General features: G+C 71.5%; 25 protein-coding genes and 2 tRNA genes. 10 read left to right on the forward strand and 17 right to left on the reverse strand.

Annotation, left to right across the window (positions count from 1 at the left end; translation table 11 throughout):
* Positions 1-3: 3 nt before the first annotated feature.
* On the reverse strand, positions 4-1608 hold the full coding sequence (locus GH747_RS08485) for a DAK2 domain-containing protein (RefSeq protein WP_149769138.1): 1605 nt from the start codon (positions 1606-1608) through the stop codon (positions 4-6).
* Between the two features lie 127 nt (positions 1609-1735).
* On the opposite strand from GH747_RS08485, the gene rpmB reads away from it, so the two are divergent.
* The gene (gene rpmB, locus GH747_RS08490) at positions 1736-1921 is read left to right on the forward strand and encodes a 50S ribosomal protein L28 (RefSeq protein ID WP_139087903.1); all 186 of its coding nucleotides are present in this window, start codon (positions 1736-1738) and stop codon (positions 1919-1921) included.
* Here rpmB and GH747_RS08495 read toward each other — a convergent pair.
* On the reverse strand, positions 1911-2294 hold the full coding sequence (locus GH747_RS08495) for a hypothetical protein (RefSeq protein WP_205602849.1): 384 nt from the start codon (positions 2292-2294) through the stop codon (positions 1911-1913). The two genes, rpmB and GH747_RS08495, sit on opposite strands and share 11 nt — an antisense overlap.
* A 31-nt stretch (positions 2295-2325) precedes the next feature.
* A complete protein-coding gene (locus GH747_RS08500; protein WP_149769139.1) occupies positions 2326-3729 on the reverse strand; it encodes an FAD-binding oxidoreductase in 1404 nt (467 codons plus the stop codon).
* A 169-nt stretch (positions 3730-3898) separates the two neighbouring features.
* On the opposite strand from GH747_RS08500, the gene GH747_RS08505 reads away from it, so the two are divergent.
* On the forward strand, positions 3899-4873 hold the full coding sequence (locus GH747_RS08505; protein ID WP_149769140.1) for an AraC family transcriptional regulator: 975 nt from the start codon (positions 3899-3901) through the stop codon (positions 4871-4873).
* 52 nt (positions 4874-4925) lie between these two features.
* On the opposite strand, the gene GH747_RS08510 is transcribed toward GH747_RS08505, so the two are convergent.
* Positions 4926-5891: a thiamine-phosphate kinase gene (locus GH747_RS08510; protein ID WP_149769141.1), complete on the reverse strand. Its 966-nt coding sequence runs from the start codon at positions 5889-5891 to the stop codon at positions 4926-4928.
* A 124-nt stretch (positions 5892-6015) separates the two neighbouring features.
* On the opposite strand from GH747_RS08510, the gene GH747_RS08515 reads away from it, so the two are divergent.
* Together GH747_RS08515 and GH747_RS08520 are read left to right on the forward strand one after the other, a co-directional pair.
* Positions 6016-6252, forward strand: a complete 237-nt coding sequence (locus GH747_RS08515) for an Lrp/AsnC ligand binding domain-containing protein (protein ID WP_149769142.1) — start codon at positions 6016-6018, stop codon at positions 6250-6252.
* A complete protein-coding gene (locus tag GH747_RS08520) occupies positions 6231-6704 on the forward strand; it encodes a DUF3515 domain-containing protein (protein ID WP_228552841.1) in 474 nt (157 codons plus the stop codon). Before GH747_RS08515 ends, GH747_RS08520 begins: the two co-directional genes overlap by 22 nt.
* 34 nt (positions 6705-6738) lie before the next feature.
* On the opposite strand, the gene GH747_RS08525 is transcribed toward GH747_RS08520, so the two are convergent.
* The gene (locus GH747_RS08525; RefSeq protein ID WP_205602879.1) at positions 6739-7854 is read right to left on the reverse strand and encodes a D-alanine--D-alanine ligase family protein; all 1116 of its coding nucleotides are present in this window, start codon (positions 7852-7854) and stop codon (positions 6739-6741) included.
* Between the two features lie 46 nt (positions 7855-7900).
* Here GH747_RS08525 and GH747_RS08530 point away from each other — a divergent pair, with 46 nt between their 5' ends.
* Positions 7901-8968 carry a trans-sulfuration enzyme family protein gene (locus tag GH747_RS08530; RefSeq protein ID WP_149769144.1) on the forward strand — a complete coding sequence of 356 codons (1068 nt, stop codon included), beginning with the start codon at positions 7901-7903 and terminating at the stop codon, positions 8966-8968.
* A 3-nt stretch (positions 8969-8971) separates the two neighbouring features.
* On the opposite strand, the gene GH747_RS08535 is transcribed toward GH747_RS08530, so the two are convergent.
* Positions 8972-9973 (reverse strand): NAD(P)H-dependent glycerol-3-phosphate dehydrogenase, encoded by a 1002-nt coding sequence (locus GH747_RS08535; RefSeq protein WP_149769145.1) that lies wholly within the window; start codon positions 9971-9973, stop codon positions 8972-8974.
* A gap of 5 nt (positions 9974-9978) precedes the next feature.
* Positions 9979-10752, reverse strand: coding sequence for a lysophospholipid acyltransferase family protein (locus GH747_RS08540; RefSeq protein WP_149769146.1), 774 nt, complete (start codon positions 10750-10752; stop codon positions 9979-9981).
* A gap of 70 nt (positions 10753-10822) precedes the next feature.
* Here GH747_RS08540 and cofC point away from each other — a divergent pair, with 70 nt between their 5' ends.
* Together cofC and GH747_RS08550 are read left to right on the forward strand one after the other, a co-directional pair.
* The gene (cofC, locus tag GH747_RS08545; RefSeq protein WP_228552842.1) at positions 10823-11461 is read left to right on the forward strand and encodes a 2-phospho-L-lactate guanylyltransferase; all 639 of its coding nucleotides are present in this window, start codon (positions 10823-10825) and stop codon (positions 11459-11461) included.
* 5 nt (positions 11462-11466) lie between these two features.
* A complete protein-coding gene (locus GH747_RS08550) occupies positions 11467-11658 on the forward strand; it encodes a hypothetical protein (RefSeq protein ID WP_149769148.1) in 192 nt (63 codons plus the stop codon).
* A 63-nt stretch (positions 11659-11721) separates the two neighbouring features.
* Here the strand turns inward: GH747_RS08550 and GH747_RS08555 are convergent, their stop codons facing one another.
* The 3 genes from GH747_RS08555 to leuC all read right to left on the reverse strand — a co-directional run bounded on the left by GH747_RS08555 (position 11722) and on the right by leuC (position 14881).
* Positions 11722-12585, reverse strand: coding sequence for an HU family DNA-binding protein (locus GH747_RS08555; protein ID WP_149769149.1), 864 nt, complete (start codon positions 12583-12585; stop codon positions 11722-11724).
* A gap of 266 nt (positions 12586-12851) precedes the next feature.
* Positions 12852-13451, reverse strand: a complete 600-nt coding sequence (gene leuD / locus GH747_RS08560; RefSeq protein ID WP_149769150.1) for a 3-isopropylmalate dehydratase small subunit — start codon at positions 13449-13451, stop codon at positions 12852-12854.
* A gap of 23 nt (positions 13452-13474) precedes the next feature.
* Positions 13475-14881 (reverse strand): 3-isopropylmalate dehydratase large subunit, encoded by a 1407-nt coding sequence (gene leuC / locus GH747_RS08565; protein WP_149769151.1) that lies wholly within the window; start codon positions 14879-14881, stop codon positions 13475-13477.
* A gap of 107 nt (positions 14882-14988) precedes the next feature.
* Between leuC and GH747_RS08570 the strand changes: the two genes are divergently transcribed.
* Positions 14989-15708, forward strand: coding sequence for an IclR family transcriptional regulator (locus GH747_RS08570; RefSeq protein ID WP_149769152.1), 720 nt, complete (start codon positions 14989-14991; stop codon positions 15706-15708).
* Between the two features lie 105 nt (positions 15709-15813).
* Here GH747_RS08570 and GH747_RS08575 read toward each other — a convergent pair whose 3' ends face one another.
* The 7 genes from GH747_RS08575 to GH747_RS08605 form a co-directional block, all read right to left on the reverse strand.
* On the reverse strand, positions 15814-16296 hold the full coding sequence (locus GH747_RS08575; protein WP_149769153.1) for a methylated-DNA--[protein]-cysteine S-methyltransferase: 483 nt from the start codon (positions 16294-16296) through the stop codon (positions 15814-15816).
* Positions 16293-17774, reverse strand: a complete 1482-nt coding sequence (locus GH747_RS08580) for a DNA-3-methyladenine glycosylase 2 family protein (protein ID WP_149769154.1) — start codon at positions 17772-17774, stop codon at positions 16293-16295. Before GH747_RS08580 ends, GH747_RS08575 begins: the two co-directional genes overlap by 4 nt.
* Positions 17775-17845: 71 nt before the next feature.
* Positions 17846-18751 (reverse strand): SDR family NAD(P)-dependent oxidoreductase, encoded by a 906-nt coding sequence (locus tag GH747_RS08585; protein WP_149769155.1) that lies wholly within the window; start codon positions 18749-18751, stop codon positions 17846-17848.
* 107 nt (positions 18752-18858) lie between these two features.
* A tRNA-Glu gene (locus tag GH747_RS08590) sits at positions 18859-18931 on the reverse strand.
* Between the two features lie 44 nt (positions 18932-18975).
* A tRNA-Gln gene (locus tag GH747_RS08595) sits at positions 18976-19047 on the reverse strand.
* 387 nt (positions 19048-19434) lie between these two features.
* The gene (gene gltX / locus GH747_RS08600) at positions 19435-20922 is read right to left on the reverse strand and encodes a glutamate--tRNA ligase (RefSeq protein ID WP_149769156.1); all 1488 of its coding nucleotides are present in this window, start codon (positions 20920-20922) and stop codon (positions 19435-19437) included.
* Positions 20919-21695: a fumarylacetoacetate hydrolase family protein gene (locus GH747_RS08605; RefSeq protein WP_149769157.1), complete on the reverse strand. Its 777-nt coding sequence runs from the start codon at positions 21693-21695 to the stop codon at positions 20919-20921. The genes gltX and GH747_RS08605 overlap by 4 nt, the downstream gene beginning before the upstream one ends.
* Positions 21696-21759: 64 nt before the next feature.
* Between GH747_RS08605 and GH747_RS08610 the strand changes: the two genes are divergently transcribed.
* Together GH747_RS08610 and GH747_RS08615 are read left to right on the forward strand one after the other, a co-directional pair.
* A complete protein-coding gene (locus GH747_RS08610) occupies positions 21760-22746 on the forward strand; it encodes a nitrilase-related carbon-nitrogen hydrolase (protein WP_149769158.1) in 987 nt (328 codons plus the stop codon).
* Positions 22743-23777, forward strand: a complete 1035-nt coding sequence (locus GH747_RS08615; RefSeq protein WP_163695416.1) for an agmatine deiminase family protein — start codon at positions 22743-22745, stop codon at positions 23775-23777. The genes GH747_RS08610 and GH747_RS08615 overlap by 4 nt, the downstream gene beginning before the upstream one ends.
* The last annotated feature ends 14 nt before the right edge of the window (positions 23778-23791 follow it).

Below are 23791 nucleotides of genomic sequence, written 5' to 3' on the forward strand. Positions count from 1 at the left end.
CCACTACTCGACCGCCACCAGGAGGGGGTATCGCTCCTGACCCCCGTCGTACACGACCAGCTCGACATCGGGTCGGCGCGCACGCAACCAGCGCTCCAGCCGCGGGACGACGTCGGGGTCGAGGCCAGCTCCCGTGACGAGGGTGACGAGCTCGGCGCTCCCCGACATCAGCCGGTCGAGGACCAGCCGGGCGACCTCGGCCTGCTCGTCGCCGATCATCGAGAACTCGGCGTCGACCACACCGAGCACGTCACCGACGAGGCACGGACCTGCCATCGTCATGCCCGTCTCGGTGGCGACGGTGATGGCGCCGTGCTGCGTGCCGCGCGCGGCACTCGTCATCGCGACGACGTCGTCGTCGAACGCCTGCCCCGGGTCGTGGACCGCGATGGCGGAGAGCCCCTGGACCTGCGTCCACGACGGGATGACCGTCGCGTGCACGCCCGCCTCACGTGCCTGGGCGGCGGCCGCGTCGCAGACCGTGCGGAAGTCACGGCTGTTCGGGAGCACGACGACGTCGTCGGCGCCGCAGTCGAGGATCGTGTCCAGCACGGTGCTCACGCCGACGTGAGCGCCGACCGTCGTCGTGACCACGACCGCGCCGGCGTCGCTGAACAGCGACGCGAGGCCCGGCCCGGCGGCGATCGCCACGACGGCTCGCGAGCCGGTCGCGCTCGTCCGCCCGCGCTGCTCGGCGAAGTGCGTGACGGCGATCCGGTACGGGCGACCCGCCTCGATGCCGGCCTCGATCGCCGCACCCACGTCGTCGACGTGCACGTGGACGTTCCACAGCCGGTCGCCGCCGACCACGACGAGGCAGTCGCCGAGCCCGTCCAGCCGTGTCCGGAGGCGACCGATCGCGTCGTCGGGCGCGTCCAGGAGATACATCACCTCGTACGCCGGGCCGTCGGGGTCGAGGTCGTGATCGGCATCGTCGTCGAGCAGGCGCGGGGCGGCCACGAACGGCGCAGGGTCCGGGACGAACCGCCCGGTCAGCAGGTGGTCCGTGGTGTCGAGGACCACCACCAGCGCGCGGCCTCCCGCGTCCACCACGCCGGAGCGGGCCAGCCGTTCGAGCTGCTCGGGGGTGCGCCGGAGCGCCTCACGGGCTGCCGCTGCCGCCGCGCCGAACATCTCGTCGATCCCGGCACCTGCCGCGACAGCCTCGTGCGCCGCCTCCGCCGCACGGCAGGCGACAGTCAGGATCGTGCCCTCGACCGGGTGGCCGACGGCGGCGTACGCGGCAGCGGCGGCGGTGCTCATGGCCTCGGCGACCGCGGCGGGACCCGCCGTACCGCCTTCGTACTCGGCGATCGCCGGGAGCGACGCCCGCAGGAGCTGGGCCATGATCACGCCCGAGTTGCCGCGCGCTCCCAGCAGCGCGCCGTCGACGTACGCACGGACCAGCGCGGACAACGACGCGCCCGGCTCGACCGCTGCCATCGCCTCGCTCGCCGCCTCGAACGTCACGTACACGTTGGTGCCGGTGTCGCCGTCGGGGACCGGGAAGACGTTGAGCGCGTCGATCTCGACACGAGCCTGCCCCAGCGCCTCGGTGCACGCCTGTGCCCAGGCGGCGAAGGAGTCCGGGGACAGGCGTGTTGTCATGATCTGAGAGACTATCCCCGGGCGCGCTCCGACCGTGAGCGACGAGGCCGATTGGATTCCGCCTTGCCCCATCAGATAATCTTGACTTTTGGTAATCCCCCTTCGATTTCAATCGGGAGTGTTCGCTGTGGCTGCAGTCTGCGACGTGTGCGGCAAGAAGCCGGGTTTCGGCAACAACAAGCCGTGGTCGCGTAAGCGCACGCGCCGTCGGTTCGACCCCAACATCCAGCGGGTCCGTGCGGTCGTCGGCGCGACGCCGAAGCGCATGAACGTGTGCACGTCGTGCCTCAAGGCCGGCAAGGTCAGCCGCTGACCGGATCCCCGGTCCGTCGCTGCTGACGCGGCGACACCGCGGCGGTCCCACGCACGTCGAGGCGGGCAGCACCCCAGGGTGCGGCCCGCCTCTCTTGCGTCCCGTGACGCCCCGACCTGGTCTCGTACCGCAGGTACCAGACGAGCATCAGCAGCGCCACACCCACGTAGAACCCGTGGAGCACCCAGAGCGGACCCGCCGGCAGGCTGAGCACGTAGACCGAGTGCACCGCGTTGCCGACGTTGCTCAGGCCGAGGTTTCCCAGGCTGTACGAGCTGAGGTCCTTCGTCCGGCCCGCCTTCACGAGCATCGGCAGCGTGCTGATCGCGAAGATGACCGTCGACACGGCTCCCGCGACCACGGGCGTGCTCACCGGCATCTGCTCGTCCCTGGGACGGTCGCCGTCAGACCGGCGAGATGTTCTGGTTGAACCGGAACAGGTTGTACGGGTCGTAGGCCCGCTTCACCTCGACGAGACGGTCGTAGTTGCCCCGGTAGGCGGCCCGGACCCGGTCCTCGCCCTCGTCCATCATCATGTTGACGTAGCCCCCACCGACCGACGTCGGATGCAGGTCAGCCCAGTAGTCGGTCGCCCACGCGGTGACCGCCGCCAGGTTGGCCGGGTCGGGATCGATGCCGGCGATCACACCGTTCCACCCGCCGCCCCGGAAGGCGAAAGCCGTCGCGTCTTCCCGCACCCGGGCCGCGGCACCGCTGATCGGATACAGGTGCATGGTCGACAGCGGCGACGGGATGGTCTCGCCGTACCGCCTGTGCAGCGCGATCGCCTCGTCGGGGATCTCCTCGTAGACGTCGGCCTTCCAGTACCACTGCATGCCCGCGGGCAGCAGTCCGTCGAACGCGGACTGGAGCATGGCGTACGGCATCGGCTGGACGCCGGTCAGCAGCGGATCCCCGAACTCGAGGACGGGTGCGAGCACCTCGTCACCGCGGTCACGCGGCCCCGAGTAGCACCAGACGATCGCGCACGCCTTCCGTGCCCACAGCTCCTCGGGGAACGGTGCTGACGACGGGATCTCCATGACGCCGATCCATCCGTTGAGCTCGTCCGGGAGCGCGGGCAGCAGGTCGCGGTACCAGCGGAACACCTCCTCGGTGTCTCCGAGGTCGTAGAGCACCGGTCCGCCGACGATCTCGCCGGCCTCACCGACGGGGTGGCACCGGAAGCTGAACGACGTGACGACCCCGAAGTTGCCGCCGCCGCCCCGCAGCGCCCAGAACAGGTCCGGGTGGCTGTCCGCGTTCGCGGTGACGAACGTGCCGTCGGCGAGGACCACGTCCGCCGCGAGGAGGTTGTCGACCGTCATCCCGAAGTGCCGGGTCAGGTAGCCGGTGCCGCCCCCGAGCGTCAGCCCGGCCACGCCGGTCGTCGAGACGAAGCCGGACGGGGTGGCCATCCCGAACGCGCCCGTGGCGTGGTCCACGTCGCCCCAGGTGCAGCCGGCGTCGGCGCGGACCGTGCCGGCAGCGGGGTCGACGGTGGTCGAGCGCCGGTCGCGGAAGTCGATGACGAGGGCGCCGTCCTGGACGCCGAAGCCGGCCCCGTGATGGCCTCCTCCTCGTACGGCGAGAGGGATGCTGTGACGTCGGGCGAAGTCGACGCAGGCGATCACGTCGGCGACGTCGGCGACGCGGACGACGGCCGCGGGGCGGCGGTCCACGGCAGCGTTGTAGACCTTCCTCGCCTCGTCGTACCCCGGATCGCCCGGACCGACCAGCGGCCCGCGGACGAGCTGGCGCAGGTCCTCGAGGACGGCGTCCGGTGTGGTGGTGGTGGCTGCAGACATGATGATCTCCTCTGACGCTTCCCTGGTGGGAGAATGTGTCTTCGACGCTAGGGAGCCGCGCAGCCGCGCTGAAGGCCCGAGACCCCGGAGGTCTTGTCCGTCCGTCCGACGGGAGGCTCGAACGACGCCGGGGGTCCAGGCCCGCTGCCCGAGCGTCCAGGAGGTGCCCATGGACGTTCTGTCCGACGTCCTGCTCGCCGTGCGCCTGACGGGGGCGGTCTACTTCGACATCGAGGCACGCTCGCCCTTCGTCGCCGAGAGCCCGCCGACCCAGGTGATCGCCGACCGGGTCGCCGCCGACGCCGAGCACCTGATCGGGTTCCACGTCCTCACGTCCGGTTCCTGCTGGGTCGAGGCGGTCGACGAACCCGAGCCCGCCGAGCTGCTCCGCGCCGGGGAGATGGTCATCTTCTCCTCAGGCGAGGCGAACATCCTGTCGTCGGCGCCTGGGATGCGCGGGCAGCCGGACCTGACGCGCTACTACCGTCCGGTCAGCGAGGCGCTGCCGTTCGTCATCGACTTCAACGGCGACAGCTCGGGTGACCGGTGCCGGATCGTGTGCGGCTACCTCGCGTGCGACAAGGGCCCGTTCAACCCGCTGCTGGAGTCGTTGCCCCGGATGGTGCACGCCCCCGTGTCCGATCGCAGCTGGGGATGGATGACGAGCCTGCTCGACGCCGCGGTCGCCGCGAGCGACGAGCGTGACGCGGGGCAGGAGGCGATGCTCGCGAAGCTGTCCGAGCTGATGTTCCTCGAGGCGCTGCGGTCCCACCTCGACGACCTGCCGCCCGGCACGCGGAACTGGGTCGCCGGCCTGCGCGATCGCGAGGTCGGCGCGGCGCTGCGGCTCATGCACGGCCGGTTCGCGGAGCCGTGGACGCTCGAGCACCTGGCCCGCGAGGTCGGGATCTCACGCTCGTCCCTCGCCGAGCGGTTCAGCGCCTACATCGGCATCCCGCCCATGACGTACCTCGCTCGTTGGCGCCTGCAGCTCGCTTCGCGTCTCCTGCAGGGCGGGACGTGCACGGTGGCCCAGGCTGCGTCCGCCGTCGGCTACCAGTCGGAGTCCGCGTTCAACCGGGCGTTCAAGCGGCAGGTCGGCGTGGCGCCGGGCGCGTGGCGGCGCAAGGACTCGGCGACGTGAGCGTCGACGGTCGCTGCACGACCCGCTCCCACGGACGTGCAGCGCGTCGACCTCAGCGGTAGTGCTCGTGACCTCCGGCGCCCTCCCACGGCGCCCCGTCGACGGTCACTCCCTCGCCCTCGACCACCGTGCCGACGACCGTCCAGCCGTCGGGCACGCCGGTCGACGCCGGGAACGTCGCCGCGAGCGTGTGGTCGTCCCCTCCGGTGAGGAGGAAGCTCAGCGCGTCGACGTTCGTCGCCGCGGCCACGTCGGCGATCGGTGGCGCCACCTCGAACGCCGCTGCGTCGAGCGCGATGGCGACGCCGCTCGCCTCGGCCACGTGCCCGAGGTCGGCCAGCAGCCCGTCGCTGACGTCGATCATCGCGGTGGCACCGTGCGCCGCTGCCACGGGGCCCGCCTCGTACGGCGGCTCGGGGCGTCGGAACGCGTCGACGAGGACCCGCGGAGACCGGAATCCCCGCGCGAGCACGTGCAGGCCAGCACCGGCCCACCCGATGCGGCCGGTGAACGCGACGACGTCGCCCGGGCGTGCACCCGAGCGAAGGACCGGCGACTGGGCGGACTCCCCCAGCACCGTGATCGCGATCGTCACCGCGTCGGCGGCCGTCACGTCGCCACCGACGACCTCGGCACCGACGAGCGCGGCCTCGTCGACGATGCCGCGCGTCAGGTCCTCCGCCCACTGGACCTCCAGGTCGGCCGGCGCAGCGAAGCCGACCGTCAGCGCCGTCGCGACGCCGCCCATCGCCATCACGTCCGAGAGGTTCGCGGCGGCGGCGCGGCGGCCGACGTCGTACGCCTCGGCCCAGTCCCGCCGGAAGTGGCGCCCCTCGACCAGGAGATCGGTCGAGACGAGCACCGACCCGGTGGGGACGCGCACGTACGCGCAGTCGTCCCCGGGTCCGACCTGGACCCGGTCCGAGCGAGGCTCACGGGCGACCTGGGCGATGAGGCCGAACTCGCCGAGATCGCCGATCGTCGGGCGGCCCTCGGCCCCGCGGGAAGTGGTGTCCATGCAGCCATCCTGACACCGGCCAGCCCCGGATCCCGACCGCGCCGCTCCGCTGCGGTGTCACACAAGCGACATCATCCTGTAGCGTGTCGGAGGCGATGACCGACGAGCACGGAGGAAGCGCAAGATGGTGGTGCAGGCCTACATCCTGGTCCAGACCGAGGTCGGCAAGGCTGCTGACGTCGCCGCCGCCATCGCCGAGGTGAGCGGTGTGACGCTCGCCGAGGACGTCACCGGCCCCTATGACGTCATCGTGCGGGCGGAGGCCAAGCACGTCGACGAGCTCGGCGAGATGGTCGTCGCCAGGATCCAGCGCATCGACGGCATCACCCGGACGCTGACGTGCCCGGTCGTGCACCTCTGACACGCACGATCCGCACGGCCTGCGCGATCGGGCTCCTCGTCGCGCTCGCGGGCTGCGCCGACACCGTGGCCGTCGACCCGCCCGAGCCGGCAGCCGACGTCGCCACGCTGTGCTCCGACCTGCTCGACGACGCTCCCGGCGCAGTCGCCGGCCAGGACGCCGTCCGCGTGGCGCCCGAGGGTGCCGGTCGCGCGTGGGGCAGCCCGGCGATCGTGATGCGCTGCGGCGTGGAGCGCCCGGCCGACCTCGGCGCGGCCTCGCGCTGCGACATGGTCGACGGGATCGGGTGGTTCACGCAGGAGGACGACGACTACTACGTCTTCACGACGATCGGACGCACCGCGTACGTCGAGGTGAGCGTGCCGCGCCGGTACGACCCTCCGGCCGACGCCCTCACCGATCTCGCGGCGACGATCGACGAGCACGACCCGGTCGAGAAACCCTGCGTCTAGGGCGCGCCGTGGCGTCGTACGGCGGTGGCGAGGGTCAGCGCAGGCCGGTCGGGCGTGCCAGCGCGTGCGCGATGAGGCACTCGACCAGCTCGGCATAGCCGAGACCGGTCGCCTCCCAGACCTGCGGATACATCGAGTACGGGGTGAACCCCGGCATCGTGTTGACCTCGTTGATGAAGAAGGTGCCGTCGACGAGGAAGAAGTCAACCCGGGCGATGCCTTCGCACCCCAGAGCCGTGAACGCGCGCGCCGCCTTGTCACGGACCCTGTCGACGAGCACCTCCTCGATCGGTGCGGGGATGAGGTTCTTGGAGGTGCCGTCGACGTACTTGGCGCTGAAGTCGTAGAAGTCGTGGCCCGCACCATGGTCGACGGCGATCTCGCCGGGGGTGCTGACGCGCAGCGAGCCGTCGGGGTTCTGCAGGACCCCGCACTCGACCTCGCGGGCCTCGACAGCGGCCTCGACGATCACCTTCGGGTCGTGCTCCTGCGCGACCTCGATCGCGGCGGCGAGCGCGTGCTCGTCGGCGACGAGCGTCCCGCCCATGCTCGAGCCGGCGCGCGCCGGCTTCACGAACACCGGGTAGTGCAGCGAGGCGACGGTCTCGCGGACCGCGGCAGCGTCGCGGGACCACTCGTCAGCGGCGACGACGGCGTACGGGAGCTGAGGAAGCCCCGCGGCCGCGAACAGCTGCTTGGCGACCGCCTTGTCCATCGCCACCGCGCTCGCGAGGACACCGGAGCCGACGTAGCGGAGGTCCGCCATCTCGAACAGTCCTTGGAGGGTCCCGTCCTCGCCCCAAGGACCGTGCAGCAGCGGGAACGCGACGTCGACCGCAGCGAGTTGCCTGCTGCCACCCTCGACGTCGAGGGCCAGCAGCCGGTCTCCGGCCAGCGCCACCGGCGTACCGTCCGGATCGACCTCCGGCAGCCCTTCGGCGTCGATCGCCAGGTCTCCCTCGTGGAGGACCCAGCGTCCGTCGCGGGTGATCCCGACGGCGACCACGTCGTAGCGGTCACGGTCGATCACTGCGAGGACCTCGCGCGCCGTCATGCACGACACGGCGTGCTCGCTCGAGCGTCCACCGAAGACCAGCAGGACGCACAGCCTGCCTCGTGTGGCCGGGCTCACGGTCGGGTCAGTAGGCATGGCACTCATCGGGGCGACCTTACCGTGAGCCGCGACAATGGTCGGCATGGCTCGTTCACGTGCACTCTCCCCCGAGACCCTCGTCGTCGCCGCCGGGCGGCCCGAACGCAAACCGGACGCCCCGCTGAGCGTGCCGATCACCCCCGCGAGCACCTTCGTCGCGGGAGGCGAGCTGGAGTACGGCAGGTTCGGCAACCCGACCTGGGCGGCGTTCGAGGACGCCGTCGGGGCGCTGGAGGGCGGCCGGGCCGTCATGTACTCCTCGGGGATGGCGGCGGCCAGCGCAGCGCTCTCGCTCGTCGCTGACGGCGGCGCCGTGGTCGTCCCCCGGCACTCCTACAACGGCACGCTGGGGCTGCTGGCCGAGGCCGAGCGGCGTGGCCGGATCAGCGTGCGCGCGGTCGACGTCACGCAGCCGGACGCCCTCGCCGCCGCTGCGGAGGGTGCGGCGATGGTGTGGATCGAGTCTCCGACGAACCCGGCGCTCGAGGTCGTCGACATCGCGCAGGTCGCCGCCGCGGCTCGCACGCGCGGCGCGCTCGTGGTTGTCGACAACACGTTCGCGACCCCCTTGGTGCAGCAGCCGCTCGCGCTCGGCGCCGACGTCGTCGTCCACTCCGCGACCAAGCTGCTCGCCGGGCACAGCGACGCGCTCGCGGGTGTGGTGGTCGTCGCCGACGACGCCACGTACGGCCTCCTCGAGTCGTACCGGCGGATGCACGGCGCCGTACCCGGTTCCCTCGAGGCGTACCTGGCCACCCGCGGTCTGCGCACCCTCGCGGTGAGGTTCGAGAAGGCGCAGGACAACGCCCGCCGCCTCGTCGACGCGCTCAACGCGCACCCCGCTGTCGGCGCCGTCGGCTACCCCGGCTTCGGGACGATCGTCACCTTCGAGCCGACCGGTGGGGCCGCCGCAGCCCATCGCGTCGCCACCTCCAGCCGGCTCGTCGTGCCCACGACCAGCCTCGGCGGGGTCGAGTCGACCTGGGAGCGGCGGCGCCGCTGGGCCGGCGAGCCCGAGACCATCCCCGAGGCCCTCATCCGGATGTCGGTCGGCATCGAGGGGTACGACGACCTCTGGGCCGACGTCGAAGCCGCGCTCGGCAGCGCTTGAGGGCTAGCGGATCTCCGGCTTCGGGGACCGCGAGACCAGCATGCTCACGAGCTCCTTCGGCGTCGCCTCGCCGCGGATGAGCGCCGCGACCTGCTCGACGATCGGCATGTCCACGCCGTGCAGGCGCGCGAGCTCGGAGACCGAGTCGCTGGACTTGACGCCCTCGGCGACCTGACGCGTCGAGGCCACGATCTCGTCGACCGTCATGCCACGTCCGAGCTTCTCGCCGAAGGTGCGGTTGCGCGACAGGGGCGAGCTGCACGTGGCGACCAGGTCACCCATGCCGGCCAGGCCCATCATCGTCATCGGGTCGGCGCCCATGGCGAGCCCGAGCCGCGCCGTCTCCGCGAGACCGCGCGTGATGACCGACGCCTTGGCGTTGTCGCCGTACCCGAGGCCGTCGGCTACACCGACCGCGAGCGCGATGACGTTCTTGGTCGTGCCCGCGAGCTCGCAGCCGACGACGTCGGTGTTCGTGTACGGACGGAACGCGGGCGTGTGGCACCACGCCTGCAGGCGCTGCGCCACGCCCTCGTCGACGCACGCGACGACCGCGGCGGCAGGCTCGCGCTGGGCGATCTCACGGGCGAGGTTCGGGCCGGTGACGACCGCCACCCGCTCGGGACCCGCGCCGGTCAGCTCGGCGATGACCTCGCTCATCCGCAGGTGGGTGCCGAGCTCGACACCCTTCATGAGGCTGACCACGACCGCGTCGTGCGGGATGTGGCGCGCCCAGTCGCGAAGGTTCGCGCGAAGCTGCTGCGACGGCACGGCGAGGACCACGAACTCCGCGTCCGCGAGCACGACGGCGGGGTCGTGGCTCGCCTTGATCGTCTCCGGGAGCAGGATGCCCGGGAGGTACTCGGGGTTCTCGCGGGTCTGGTTGATCGCGTCGCAGACCTCCTTGCGGCGGCCCCACAGGTGGACGTCGTTGCCGGCGTCGGCCAGGACCAACGAGAAGGCGGTCCCCCAGGAACCTGCACCGAGGACAGCGGTCTTCGCCATGCGTACTACTCCTTCGTGGCCGACTGGCGTCGTGGGTGGGGGCGCTCCTTGACCCGCGGGTCGTCGCGGGACATCCGGTGCGACGGCGCGGGCACGCCGCGCACCAGGGCGAGCTGCTGGGTCACGGCATCCATGATCCGGTCCGTGGCCTCGGCGAGGATACCGGCAGTGATCTCCCGACCACGAAGGTCGTCCAGATCGACGGGCGGGCCTGCCGAGATGTGCATCGTCTGCCGCGGACGGAACCGCGGGCGATGGCCGTACGGCTCGAGGAACAGGTTGGGGCCCCACTGCGCGACCGGGATGACCGGACACCCGGTCTCCAGCGACACGCGCGCCACGCCGGTCTTGCCCGACATCGGCCACTCGTCGGGATCTCGTGTGATCGTGCCCTCGGGGTAGAAGATGACACCCTCGCCGTCGAGGACGGCCTGCTTCGCGGCGGCGTACGCGTCGGCAGCGTTGGCGGTGCCGCGGTAGACGGGGATCTGCCCGGTCGCGCGCAGGATCCTGCCGGCGACCGGGAGGTCGAGGATGGCGGCCTTCGCGAGGTATCGCGGCGGCACACCGTTGTCGTAGAGGAAGTGCGCGAGCATCACCGGGTCGGAGTGCGACACGTGGTTGGCTGCGACGACGAAGCCCTCGTGGCGGGGCAGGTGCTCCGCCCCCGACCAGTCACGACGGACCATCGCGGTCACCGGGCCTCGCAGCACGGCGACGATGGACCGGAGCACCGTCCCCGGATCGCGGTCCGGAGCGGCGTCGGCAGGGGTCCTCATCCGCACGAGCCTAGTTCATGAGGGGTGGGGTCCGGCCTGGGTCCTGGGTTTCGTGAGGCAAGATCGACCCGTGGCAGCGCGTTGGACGATCGTGGTTCCGGTGAAGGAGACGGCGGTGGGCAAGTCCCGCCTCTCCGCGTTCGGTGCCGACCGTCCGTCGCTCGCGCTGGCGATGGCGCTCGACACGATCGACGCGGTGGTCGGATCGGCGCGGGTCAGCGACGTCATCGTGGTGTCGTCCGACCGGTCGCTCGTGGCGGCGCTCGGCGCTCTCGCGCGAGAAGGTTCCGGTGTGGCGCGCGTGCAGGTCCTCCCGGACGGAGGCACCGGGCTCGACGGCGCGCTCCGTTCCGGGATCGCGCTGGCGAGCCGGACGACGTCGTACGTCGCAGCCCTGACCGCCGACCTCCCGGGCCTGCGCGCGGACGACGTCGACGACGTCCTCGGCGTCGCCGAGCAGCACCGTCTGGGCGTGGTCGCTGACGCGGACGGCACCGGCACGACCCTGCTGACGGCGACCGAGCCCGCCGCGCTCGACCCGCAGTTCGGCGAACGCTCGCTGGCCGCGCACCGCGCCCAGGGTGCCGTGCTGCTCGACGCGGCCCCGACGCTGCGGCGCGACGTCGACGTGCCCGCTCACCTCGTGGAGCTGGGTGCGGCGCTCGGCGTCCGTACGGCGTCGATCGTCGCCCGGCGCGCGGTACCGTAAGCCGCATGCAGGCCACGATCGCCACGTACGACGCCGAGACCGGCGGCACACTCGTCCTGGACGACGGAGTCACGCTGCTGTACGACGCGGATGCGGTCGCTGCGTCGCCTGTGCGTCACCTGCGTCCTGGCCAGCGCGTCATCGTCGAGCTGACCGACGCGGCACCCCCCGCCGTACGCGCGCTGCGGATCCACTAGGCGGCGACTCGCCCGTGAGCGTGGGCGCGGCCCCGGTGCGCACCGGGGCCGCGTCCGTGCCGGTCAGACGCCGGCGGTGACCTTGTTGGCCGCCGCCCGCTTGGCTGTTGCCTTCTTGGCGGCCGACTTCTTCGCGACCGTCTTCTTCGCGGTCGCCTTCTTGGCTGTCGCCTTCTTGGCCGTGGCCTTCTTGGCCGTGGCCTTCTTGGCAGGTGCCTTCTTCGCCACGGTCTTCTTCGCCGTCGCCTTCTTGGCGGCGGACTTCTTCGCGACCGTCTTCTTCGCTGTGGCCTTCTTGGCGGCCGACTTCTTCGCGACCGTCTTCTTCGCGGTCGCCTTCTTGGCCGTGGCCTTCTTGGCAGGTGCCTTCTTCGCCACGGTCTTCTTCGCCGTCGCCTTCTTCGCGACCGTCTTCTTCGCCGTGGCCTTCTTGGCAGGTGCCTTCTTCGCCACGGTCTTCTTCGCCGTCGCCTTCTTGGCGGCCGACTTCTTCGCGACCGTCTTCTTCGCGGCGGCCTTCTTGACGGTCGCCTTCTTGGCAGCGACCGTCTTCTTCGCGGCGGCCTTCTTGGCGGTCGCCTTCTTCGCTGTCGACTTCTTGGCGGTCGCCTTCTTGGCTGCCGTCTTCTTCGCCGGCGCCTTCTTCGCCGTCACACCTGCCACCACGTTCTTCAGCTCCCCTCCGGGTTTGAACTTCGGGATGGTCCGATCCGCGATCACGTGGATCTCCCCCGTCCGCGGGTTCCGGACCTGTCGGCCGGTGCGGATCGATTGTTGGAACACTCCGAACCCACTGAGCACGACACGATCTCCTCGCGAGAGGTGGAGCGTGAGCGTCGCGATCACAGCGTCGAGTGCGCGACGAGCCTGTGCGCGATTTCCTCCGAAGGAGATCGCGAGTGCTTCGACGAACTCGCTCTTGTTCAACGGCTTCCCCCCGTGAACGGTCCGGTTCTTCGTGTTTGACGGTAAGCAATCGACTTGTCCGTCTCAATCACCGTAGAGGCAAATGTCGGAACGTGTTTGTTTCGTGCGTGCACGCGTGAGGGGTGCAACGACGAGGAACGCGTCGTCGCGCGCGCACGTCCGCCAGAACGCCGAAGCCCGGAAACCACCATGGCTACGTGGTTTCCGGGCTTCGGTCGATCGGGCTGCTCGCCGCCGTCAGCGCGTACGGACGACGGCGGACGTCGTCACAACGTTGCAGGCTTGAACGACGGACGCGTCGCCTCGTACGCACTGATCGCGTCTTCGTGCGACAGCGTGAGGCCGATGTCGTCGAGTCCCTCGAGCAGTCGCCACCGCGTGTAGTCGTCGATGTCGAACGAGTCCTCGACGCGATCGACACCCTCACCGGCGCTGACCGTGCGCGCGACGAGATCGACGGTCACCTCGGTCCCCGGCTTCGCCTCGACGAGCTCCCAGAGCGCGTTGACCGTCTTCTCGTCGACCTGCGCGGCGAGCAGTCCGGCCTTGCCCGAGTTGCCTCGGAAGATGTCGCCGAAGCGCGGCGAGACGACGACCGCGAAGCCGTAGTTCTGGAGCGCCCACACGGCGTGCTCGCGCGACGACCCGGTGCCGAAGTCGGGGCCGGCGAGGAGCACGGTCGCGTGCTGGTACGCGGGCTGGTTGAGGACGAACGCCGGGTCCTTGCGCCAGCCGGCGAAGAGGCCGTCCTCGAAGCCCGTGCGAGTGACGCGCTTGAGGTACTCGGCGGGGATGATCTGGTCGGTGTCGACGTTGCTGCGACGCAGCGGCGCGGCGACACCGGTGTGGGTGCTGAACTTCTCCATGAGCGTTTCCGTCCGTGCGGGGGTCAGGCGTTGACGAGGTCGGCAGGCGAGGCGAGGTGCCCGAGGACGGCCGTCGCGGCGGCGACCTCCGGCGACACGAGGTGGGTGCGACCGCCCTTGCCCTGACGTCCCTCGAAGTTGCGGTTCGAGGTCGAGGCGCTGCGCTCCCCCGGCGTGAGCTGGTCGGGGTTCATGCCGAGGCACATCGAGCACCCGGCACCGCGCCACTCCGCGCCCGCCTCCTTGAAGATGACGTCGAGCCCCTCCTGCTCGGCCTCCAGCCGGACGCGTACGGAGCCGGGCACGACCAGCATGCGCGTGGACTCGGCGACCTTGCGGCCCTCGACGATCTTGGCGGCCGCGCGGAGGTCCTCCATGCGCCCGTTGGTGCAGGAGCCGACGAAGACGGTGTCGACGGCGATGTCGCGCATCGGCATGCCGGCGGTCAGGCCCATGTACTCGAGGGCGCGCTCGGCGGCGACACGCTCGCTCGGGTCGGCGAAGTCCTCCGGCGACGGGACGGTCGCGGACAGCGGGGCTCCCTGCCCGGGGTTGGTCCCCCAGGTGACGAACGGAGTCACGGCCGACGCGTCCAGCGTGACGATCTTGTCGAACTCGGCGTCGTCGTCGGTGACGAGCGTGCGCCAGTGCTCGACGGCGGCGTCCCAGTCGGCGCCCTTCGGTGCGTGCGGGCGGCCCTCGAGGAAGGCGAACGTCGTCTCGTCCGGCGCGATCATGCCAGCCTTCGCGCCCCACTCGATCGACATGTTGCAGACGGTCATCCGCGCTTCCATCGACAGCTTGCGGATCGCCTCGCCGCGGTACTCGACGATGTAGCCCTGCCCTCCGCCGGTCGTCTCCTGCGTGATCAGGGCGAGGACGAGGTCCTTGGCCGACGCGCCGTCCGGCAGCTCGCCGACGACCTCGACGGCCATCGTCTTCGGGGTCGCCTGCGGCAGCGTCTGGGTCGCGAGCACATGCTCGACCTCGCTGGTGCCGATACCGAAGGCGAGCGCGCCGAACGCGCCGTGCGTCGCGGTGTGCGAGTCGCCGCACACCACGGTCGTACCAGGCTGCGTCAGACCGAGCTGCGGGCCGACGACGTGGACGATTCCCTGCTCGATGTCGCCCATCGGGTGCAGACGAACCCCGAACTCCTCGCAGTTGCGGCGCAACGTCTCGACCTGCGTGCGAGAGACCGGGTCGGCGATCGGCTTGTCGAGGTCGGTCGTCGGGATGTTGTGGTCCTCGGTGGCCAGCGTGAGGTCGGGGCGACGGACCTGGCGGCCGGCGAGGCGGAGCCCGTCGAACGCCTGCGGACTGGTCACCTCGTGGATGAGATGAAGGTCGATGAAGAGCAGGTCCGGCTCTCCGTCGGCACGTCGTACGACATGCTCGTCCCACACCTTCTGCGCAAGGGTCTTGCCCATTGCATTCTCCTGTTCCACGTGGTCCGTCGTCGGACCGATCTCGACGAGCTCTCTCTCGCTCGACCTCGTTGCTTGCATTTCACAATGCGAGACGGCAATATCAAGGCATGGACAACTCTAGCGGAGTCGGCGTACTTGATAAAGCCGCACTGGTCTTGTCGGCCCTCGAAGCCGGCCCAGCAACGCTCGCCGGCCTCGTCTCCAGCACCGGTCTGGCCCGTCCGACGGCCCACCGGCTGGCCGTCGCCCTCGAGCACCACCGGCTCGTCGCACGCGACATGCAGGGCCGTTTCGTCCTCGGACCCCGCCTCGCCGAGCTGTCCGCAGCGGCAGGCGAGGACCGCCTCCTCGCGGCGGCTGGTCCGGTGCTCGCGCGGCTGCGTGACATCACCGGCGAGTCCGCCCAGCTGTTCCGGCGCCAGGGCGACTACCGGATCTGCGTCGCCGCGGCCGAGCGACCGACCGGCCTGCGCGACACCGTCCCGGTCGGCAGCCAGCTCACGATGCGCGCCGGGTCCGCCGCGCAGATCCTGCTCGCGTGGGAGGACCCGGAGCGCATGAACCGGGGCCTCCAGAACGCCGCGTTCACCGCTGCCGCCTTGTCCCAGGTGCGCCGCCGCGGCTGGGCGCAGAGCGTCGGCGAGCGCGAGACCGGCATCGCATCGGTGTCGGCCAGCGTCCGCTCCCCCTCCGGCAAGGTCATCGCCGCGGTGTCCGTGTCGGGCCCTCTCGAGCGCCTCACCCGCCAGCCCGGCCGGATGCACGCCCCTGCGGTCGTCGCCGCGGCCGAACGGCTCTCGCAGTCCCTGCGCCGCAACGGGGAGTAGGTCCCACCCGCCTCGCGGTGAGCGTGGTCCCACCCGCAGGCACCGCGGTGAGTGTGGTCCCACCCGCAGGCATCACGGTGGGACCCAGCTCACCGCCGCCGCTGTTCAGAAGAGCGCCGGCCCCTGCTCGAGGTCGAGCAGGGTCTGCTTGCGCTCGAGCCCACCCGCATAACCGGTCAACGTGCCGTTGGCGCCGATCACCCGGTGGCACGGGACGATGATCGGGATCGGGTTGGACGCGTTGGCGGACCCGACGGCACGGGCGCCGAACGGGCCGAGCTCGAGCTCGGCGGCCAGCTCGCCGTACGTGGCGGTCTGCCCGTACGGGATGTCGCACAGCGCCTTCCAGACCGAGCGCTGGAACGCCGAACCCTTCTGCGGGCCGAGCGGGACGTCGAACGTCGTCCGCTCACCGGCGAAGTACTCGCGCAGCTGGGACACCGCCGCGTCCAGGACGACGTCCCGCGTCTCGCCGCCGTCACGGTGCGCGTCGAAGTCGATCTCGGTGACGCCGACGCCGTCGCTGTGGACGCGCAGCCCCCCGATCGGGGAGTCGAGGTATGCGTAACGGTCTGTCGTCTCGTTCATGACTGCCTCTCGGTCAGGTCGGGAAGGTTCCACAGGTGCATCGCGGCGTACGAGCGCCACGGGCTCCAGGAGGTCGTCGGGTCGGTCCCGGAGGGTACGGCGAGCGCGTCGAGCCTGCGTCGGATCACGAGGTCGGTGGCGAGCATGACGTCGGGGTCGCGCGCGGCACGCATCAGCACGTAGTCGGCGGTCCACGGCCCGATCCCCCGCAGCTCGAGCAGCTGTTCGCGCAGCGCGCTCCGATCGGCACTCGGGCCGATGTCGAGCTTGCCGACGGCGACCGCGTCCGACAACCCGATCACGGTCGATGCCCGTGCACGCGGCATCCCGAGGCCGGTCGGCTCGACCGCGGCGAGCGCGTCAGGCTCAGGGAAGACGTGCGTCAGGGCGTACGCCGCCGCGAGCGGGTGCGACTCCGCGTCCAGGACCGCGCCGTGCGCTGCAACGATGCGAGCGAGGGTCGTGCGCGCGCCAGCGACCGACACCTGCTGCCCGACGACGGCGCGGATCGCCAGCTCGTACCCGTCGACGTGCCCGGGCACCCGCATCCCGGGAGTCGCGCGGACCGCCGCCCCGAGGAGAGGGTCCGTGCCCAGGACCTCGTCGATCGCGACGGGGTCGGCGTCGAGGTCGAGCATGCTGCGGCAGCGGGTCACCGCCGACATCGTGTCGCGCAGGTCCGTCAGCTCCAGCACGCACCGCACGTGGTCCTCGGCCGGCGTGAGCGCGACCACGCCCGGACCGTGCGGAAGCCGGAGCGTGCGAGCGTACGTCCCCTCGCGGACCGTCTCGAGACCAGGCACCGCACGCGCCGCGAGCCAGCCCAGCAGCTGCTCGTACGCGAAGGGGCGGCGCACGGCGAGCCGCAGCTCGATGCGCCCGGACGACGACGGGCGGGTCGTACGGCGGGTGCGCCGCCGCGCCGACTCGCGCAGCTCGCTCGGCGTCGAGGCGTAGACGGTGCGGAGCGTGTCGTTGAACTGCCGGACCGACGAGAAGCCGGCGGCGAACGCCACGTCGGTCACCGCGACGTCGGTCGTCTCCAGCAGGATCCGGGCGTGGTGCGCGCGGTCGCTGCGGGCGATCGCGAGCGGGCCCGCGCCGACCTCGTCGACGAGGATCCGGTGGACGTGCCGCGTGCTGTAGCCGAGACGGTCTGCCAGTCCGGGCACCCCGTCGCTCTCGACGACGCCGTCGCGGATGAGCCGCATCGCCCGCCCGACGGTGTCGGCCCGGACGTCCCACTCCGGCGAGCCCGGCGCAGCATCGGGACGGCAGCGCCGACAGGCACGGAATCCGGCGTCGTGGGCCGCGGCAGCCGTGGTGTAGAAGCGGACGTTCTCGCGCTTCGGCGTCCGCGCGGGGCACGAGGGCCGGCAGTAGATGCCGGTGCTCGTGACCGCGGTGTAGAACACCCCGTCAAACCGGGCGTCCTTCGCGTCCACCGCCCTGTAGCAGCGGTCCTCATCAAGCTTCATGCCTCCAGCATGCCGCGCGCGACCGACAGGAACTAGCGGGAATCGGACGTCACGGCTCGAGAGCCCGAGGCTCACGACGCGAGGCCCACCAGCTGCGCGCTGTCGCGCCACAGCGCCTCGGCTGCCGCGTCGTCCTGCGCCCGCTCCGACGGGTCCGGCCACGTGATCCGACCGCGACGGACCGCGGCGTACGTCCGTCCCGCCGGCGGCCTCGTCCGGCCGAGCGCCAGGTCGGCCAGCGCGGCGCCCGCGGCCGTACGCGTGTTGTGGGTCGCGCTCAGTGCGCGCACCGGACGTCCCACCGGCCCGCCCAGCACGGACCATGCCGCCCGCATCGGTCGTGGCAAGCTCCGGGCCAGGCCCGTCCCGAAGACCTGTCCCGGACAGAGCGCAACCGCCGTGACGTCGCGCTCGCGAACCTCCGGGAGCGCGGCAAGCCGTCGGACGGTGAGCACCGCGCAGAGCTTGGACGCCGTGTACGCGTGCTGCGCCGCCTTGCGCGGCCGGCGCTCGATGTCGGGATCGCGATCGGGGTAGGCGAGCCGCTTGGCGTCAGCATGCCGGGGCGGCACCAGCCCCGCCCCAGTGTCCGGGTCGTGCGTCCCGCTCGTGGTCAGCACCACGACGGCATCGCGCGCGAGCCTCGGCACCAGCTCCCTGAGGAGGAGGTAGTGCGCCAGGTAGTTCACTCCGAAGGTCGTCTCGAAGCCGTCGCCGGTCCTGCCGTCGACGTCCGACCGGATCCCTCCCGCGTTGAGCAGGAGCGCTCCGATCGGCTCGCCGTCGAGCCGGTCCACCACGTCCGAGGCGAAGGAGCGCGTCGCGTCCAGCCTGGTGAGATCGAGGGCGAGCGCCTCACCGTACGGCGCTGCGCCGCGGGCGCCCACCAGCAGGCGTACGTCGTCGGATCGGGCAAGGCTCTCGGCCGCGACTGCCCCGAGACCGGAGGAGCCGCCCGTCATCACGATCGCGGGCACACGACCCCCTGGACGCCGTCGGACGTCGGACACGGGCCACGCTAACGAAGACCTCCCGCCCGGTAAACACCAAGGCGCCCGAGTCCTGTGGACTCGGGCGCCTGTTGTAGCCCCGACGGGATTCGAACCCGCGCTACCGCCTTGAGAGGGCGGCGTGCTAGGCCGCTACACAACGGGGCCTGGTGGTGAAAGAAGCCTACCGGACGGGCCGGAGGTCCCTCTCGCTGGGGTACTAGGACTCGAACCTAGACTAACGGTGCCAGAAACCGACGGGCTGCCAATTACCCCATACCCCATGGCTTTGGTCCGGATCCTTGCGTCCCCGAACCGAGAAGAACATTACCGGACGCTTTCGTACGACCCAAATCCGGGGGTGCCCGTTGCGACATCCTCGCAGGTCACAGGCGGGTTGCCGGCCAGGAAGCCGCGGTACGGCCGTCGGGCGGCGGCCCCTCGGCCGCCCCGCGCATGCCCAGCAATCACGCCGCGGCGCCGCCGTACGGCGTGGTCTGAGGCGACGAGAACGGCCCCGACGTGAGGATTCTCACGTCGGGGCCGGGGGTTTCGACTCGCTGCGCTCGCTCAACCAGCGGGCGGGGGTTTCGACTCGCTGCGCTCGCTCAACCAGCGGGCGGGGGTTTCGACTCGCTGCGCTCGCTCAACCAGCGGACAGGAGGCGGAGGTCAGCGGGCCAGCGCGCTGTCCAGGCGGCTCAGCGTGCGCTCCTTGCCCAGCAGCTCGATCGACTCGAACAGCGGTGGGGAGATGCGGCGACCGGACACCGCCACCCGCACCGGGCCGAACGCGTTGCGCGGCTTGAGCCCCAACCCGTCGACGAGCGCAGCGCGCAGTGCGGCCTCGATCGACGCAGTGTCGAACGGGTCGAGTCCAGCGAGCGCGTCACGGGCGGCGCGGACGACCGTGAGCCCGTCGTCGGTCAGGGTCTTCGCGCCGTCGTCCGGATCGACGGCGAAACCGTCCTCCGACACGAAGAGGAACGCCAGCATCTCCACGGCCTCGCTCAGCACGGTGATGCGCTCGTTGACGAGCGGTGTCGCCGCGGCGAGCAGCGCCAGCTCGGCCTCGGACGGCTCGGAGCCGACGAGACCGGCATCCGCGAGGTACGGGAGAAGGCGCGTGGCGAGGTCCTCGACCGGCAGGTCGCGGATGTGCTGAGCGTTGACCGCCTCGCACTTCTTCGGGTCGAACTGGGCCGGGTTCGGGTTGACGCGACCGATGTCGAACGCCTCGGCCATCTCCTGCAGCGAGAAGATCTCGCGGTCGCCGCCGATGGACCAGCCGAGCAGCGCCAGGTAGTTGAGCAGCCCCTCGGGCAGGAACCCACGATCGCGGTAGTCGGCGAGGCCGCCGCCGGGGTCGCGCTTGGAGAGCTTGCGGTTGCCGGGACCCATCACGAACGGCAGGTGGCCGTACTCGGGGACGACCCCCTCGCCGATGCCGAGCTCGACGAGCGCGCGGTGCAGGGGGATCTGGCGCGGCGTCGAGCTCAGCAGGTCCTCGCCGCGGAGCACGTGGGTGATGCCCATCGTCGCGTCGTCGACGGGGTTGGTCAGCGTGTAGAGCGGCTGGCCGTTCGCGCGCAGGATGACGTAGTCCGACACGTGCTCCGGCTCGAACGTCACCTCGCCCCGGACCAGGTCCTCGAACACGATCGCCTCGTCGGGCATCCGGAACCGGACGACCGGCTTGCGGCCCTCGGCCTCGTACGCGGCACGCTGCTCGTCGGTGAGGTCACGGTGCAGACCGTCGTAGCCGCTCGAGCGTCCCTCGGCGCGTGCCGTCTCGCGACGCTCCTCGAGCTCCTCGGGAGTGTCGTACGCGTAGTAGGCGTAGCCGGCGTCGATCAGCTTCTTGGCGACCTCCGCGTAGAGAGGCATGCGCTCGGACTGGCGGTACGGGCCGAGGTCTCCGCCGACCTCCGGACCCTCGTCCCAGTCGAGGCCGAGCCAGCGCAGTGCGTCGAGGAGCCCCTGGTAGGACTCCTCCGAGTCGCGCGCGGCGTCAGTGTCCTCGACGCGGAAGACGAACGTGCCGCCGTGGTGGCGGGCGAACGCCCAGTTGAACAGGGCCGTCCGGACGTTGCCGACGTGCAGGTTGCCCGTCGGGGACGGGCAGAAGCGCACACGGACGGCGCGGCTGGACTCAGTCACTTCGAAACCACCTTGTTGGTCAGGGTGCCGATGCCCTCGACGGTGACGCTGACCTCGTCACCAGGGTTCATGGGACCGACACCCTCGGGGGTGCCGGTGAGGATGACGTCGCCCGGGAGCAGCGTCATGAAGCTGGAGACGTACGCGATGAGGTCGGGGACCTTGTGGACCATGTCGGAGGTCCGGCCGTCCTGGACGACCCGGTCGCCGACCGTCGTCGTGAGCCGCAGGTCCGACACGTCGAGGTCGGTCTCGATCCACGGACCCAGCGGGCAGAACCCGTCGGCGCCCTTGGCCCGGCTCCACTGCCCGTCGCTCTTCTGGCGGTCGCGGGCTGTGACGTCGTTGGCGACGGTGTAGCCGTGGATCACCTGGGCGGCGGACTCGGCGGGGACGTCCTTGCAGATGCGGCTGATGACGACGGCGAGCTCGCCCTCGTAGTGGAGGTCCTCCGTGAAGTCCGGGTAGAGGATGGGGTCACCGGGCCCGGTGACGCTCGTGTTCGGCTTGAGGAAGACCAGCGGCTCCGCGGGGACCTCGTTGCCGAGCTCGGCGGCGTGGGCCGCGTAGTTGCGCCCGATGCCGATCACCTTGCTCCGTGGGAGGACCGGCGCGAGCAGCCGGACGTCGTCGAGGGCGAGCTTCTCGCCGGTCAGCTGGACGCCCGCGTACAACGGGTCGCCGGTGATCGCGGCGATCACCGTGACTCCGTCGGCCTCGCCTACGACGCCGAAGCGTGGGTCCTCGTCGGTCGTGAATCTCGCGATACGCACGAGGATCAGCCTATCCGCGCCGGGATACGGTGTGGTCCTCACCCACATCCGAGGAGTCGCCGCGATGCAGCTCGTCACAGCCCCCGCGCTCCCGTCGCTGGCGCGCACCGACTCTGCCTCCTCCGCGGCACCGCGTGCCGCGCTGCGCGTCGGCGTCGTCCAGCACCGCTGGCGCGAGGACCCCGACGAGCTCGCCGCGGTTCTGGACGGTGCGGTCGCCGCCGCGGCTGGCGCGGGCGCGCAGGTGGTGTTCCTCCCCGAGCTCACCCTCAGCCGCTACCCGGCAGACGTCCGCGCCGGAGACGAGCCCGACGCGCTCGCCGAGGACCTGGCCGACGGGCCGACGTTCACGTTCGCTGCGCGGGTCGCGACGGCGTACGGGCTGCATGTCCACGCCTCCCTCTTCCGTCGGTCGCGGGATGCCGCCGCTCCGGAGGACCGGCGCGGCCTCAACACCGCGATCCTCGTGTCCCCCGCTGGTGAGCTGGTCGCCCAGACCGACAAGCTGCACATCCCGGTCACGGCGGGCTACTACGAGGACACGTGGTTCCGGCCGGGCACGCCCGCCGCCCCGTACCCGGTCCACGAGCTGCCCGCGCTCGACGGCCTCCGCCTCGGGATGCCGACCTGCTGGGACGAGTGGTTCCCCGAGGTCGCGCGCGCGTACGCCCTCGGCGGGGCGGAGGTGCTGGTCTACCCGACCGCGATCGGGTCCGAGCCGGACCACCCTGACTTCGACACGCAGCCGCTGCTGCGGACGGTCGTGACCGGGCACGGCATCACGGCCGGCACGTTCATGGTCGTCCCGAACCGGACGGGCGACGAGGGGGCGATCCGGTTCTACGGGAGCTCGTTCGTCTCCGACCCGTACGGCCGGGTGCTGGTCGAGGCACCCCGGGACGAGGAGGCCGTGCTCGTCACCGACCTCGCGCTCGAGCAGCGGCGGGACTGGCTGACGCTGTTCCCGTTCCTGCGGACGCGACGACCGGACACGTACGCGGCGCTGACCCGTCCCGTCGACCCCGAGCGTCCGTTCGGCGGCATGGAGTGACCGGTCTGCTGATGCCGTCGGAGACCGCGCCCCAGGACCGCGTCTGGATGGCGTTCCCGACCGCGGGTTACTCGCTCGGCGAGACTGCAGACGACGCCGAGGAGGCACGCGCGACGTGGAGCGCGGTGGCCCACGCGGTCTCCGACTTCGCGCCGGTGACGATGGTCGTCGACCCCGAGGACGTCCGAGACGCCCGCCGCTGGCTGTCGGTCGGCATCGAGGTCGTCGAGGCGCCGCTGAACGACGCGTGGATGCGCGACATCGGGCCGACGTTCGTCCACGACGAGCACGGCGCGGTGACCGCGGTCGACTGGGTGTTCAACGGCTGGGGCCAGCAGGACTGGGCCCGCTGGGACCACGACGCACGGATCGCCGCGGTGGTGGTGCGCGAGGCCGGCGTCGTACGCGTCGGGTCGTCGATGGTCAACGAGGGCGGCGGCATCCACGTCGACGGCCTCGGCACGGTGCTGGTGACGGAGACAGTCCAGCGCGACCCGCAGCGCAACCCCGGCTGGTCGCGGTCGGCGGTCGAGGACGAGCTCGCGCGCACGATCGGCGCCACCCACGTGGTCTGGCTGCCGCGAGGGCTGACCCGCGACAGCGAGCGGTACGGCACGCGCGGTCACGTCGACATCGTCGCGACCTTCCCGTCGCCGGGCCGGGTGCTCGTGCACGACCAGCGTGACGCGGCGCACCCCGACCACCCGGTATCGGCGGAGATCCGTACGGCGCTGGAGGAGGCGGTCGATGCGCGAGGGCTCGCGCTCGAGCAGGTCCCGCTCCCGGCGCCGCAGACGCTTCGCGACGACGAGGGCTGGGTCGACTGGTCGTACGTCAACCACCTCGTCGTGAACGGCGGCGTGATCGCGTGCGCCTTCGGCGACCCGCAGGACGTGGAGGCGGCCGCCGTGCTGCGCGACGAGTACCCGGGCCGCGAGGTCGTCGCGGTCGACGCGCGGCCGCTGTTCGCGCGCGGCGGCGGGATCCACTGCATCACGCAGCAGCAGCCGGCCGCGGTCGCGGGTCGCTGAAGCCCGTCTGAACG

The sequence above is a fragment of the Mumia xiangluensis genome, from assembly GCF_010994095.1.
GTDB lineage: Bacteria > Actinomycetota > Actinomycetes > Propionibacteriales > Nocardioidaceae > Mumia > Mumia xiangluensis.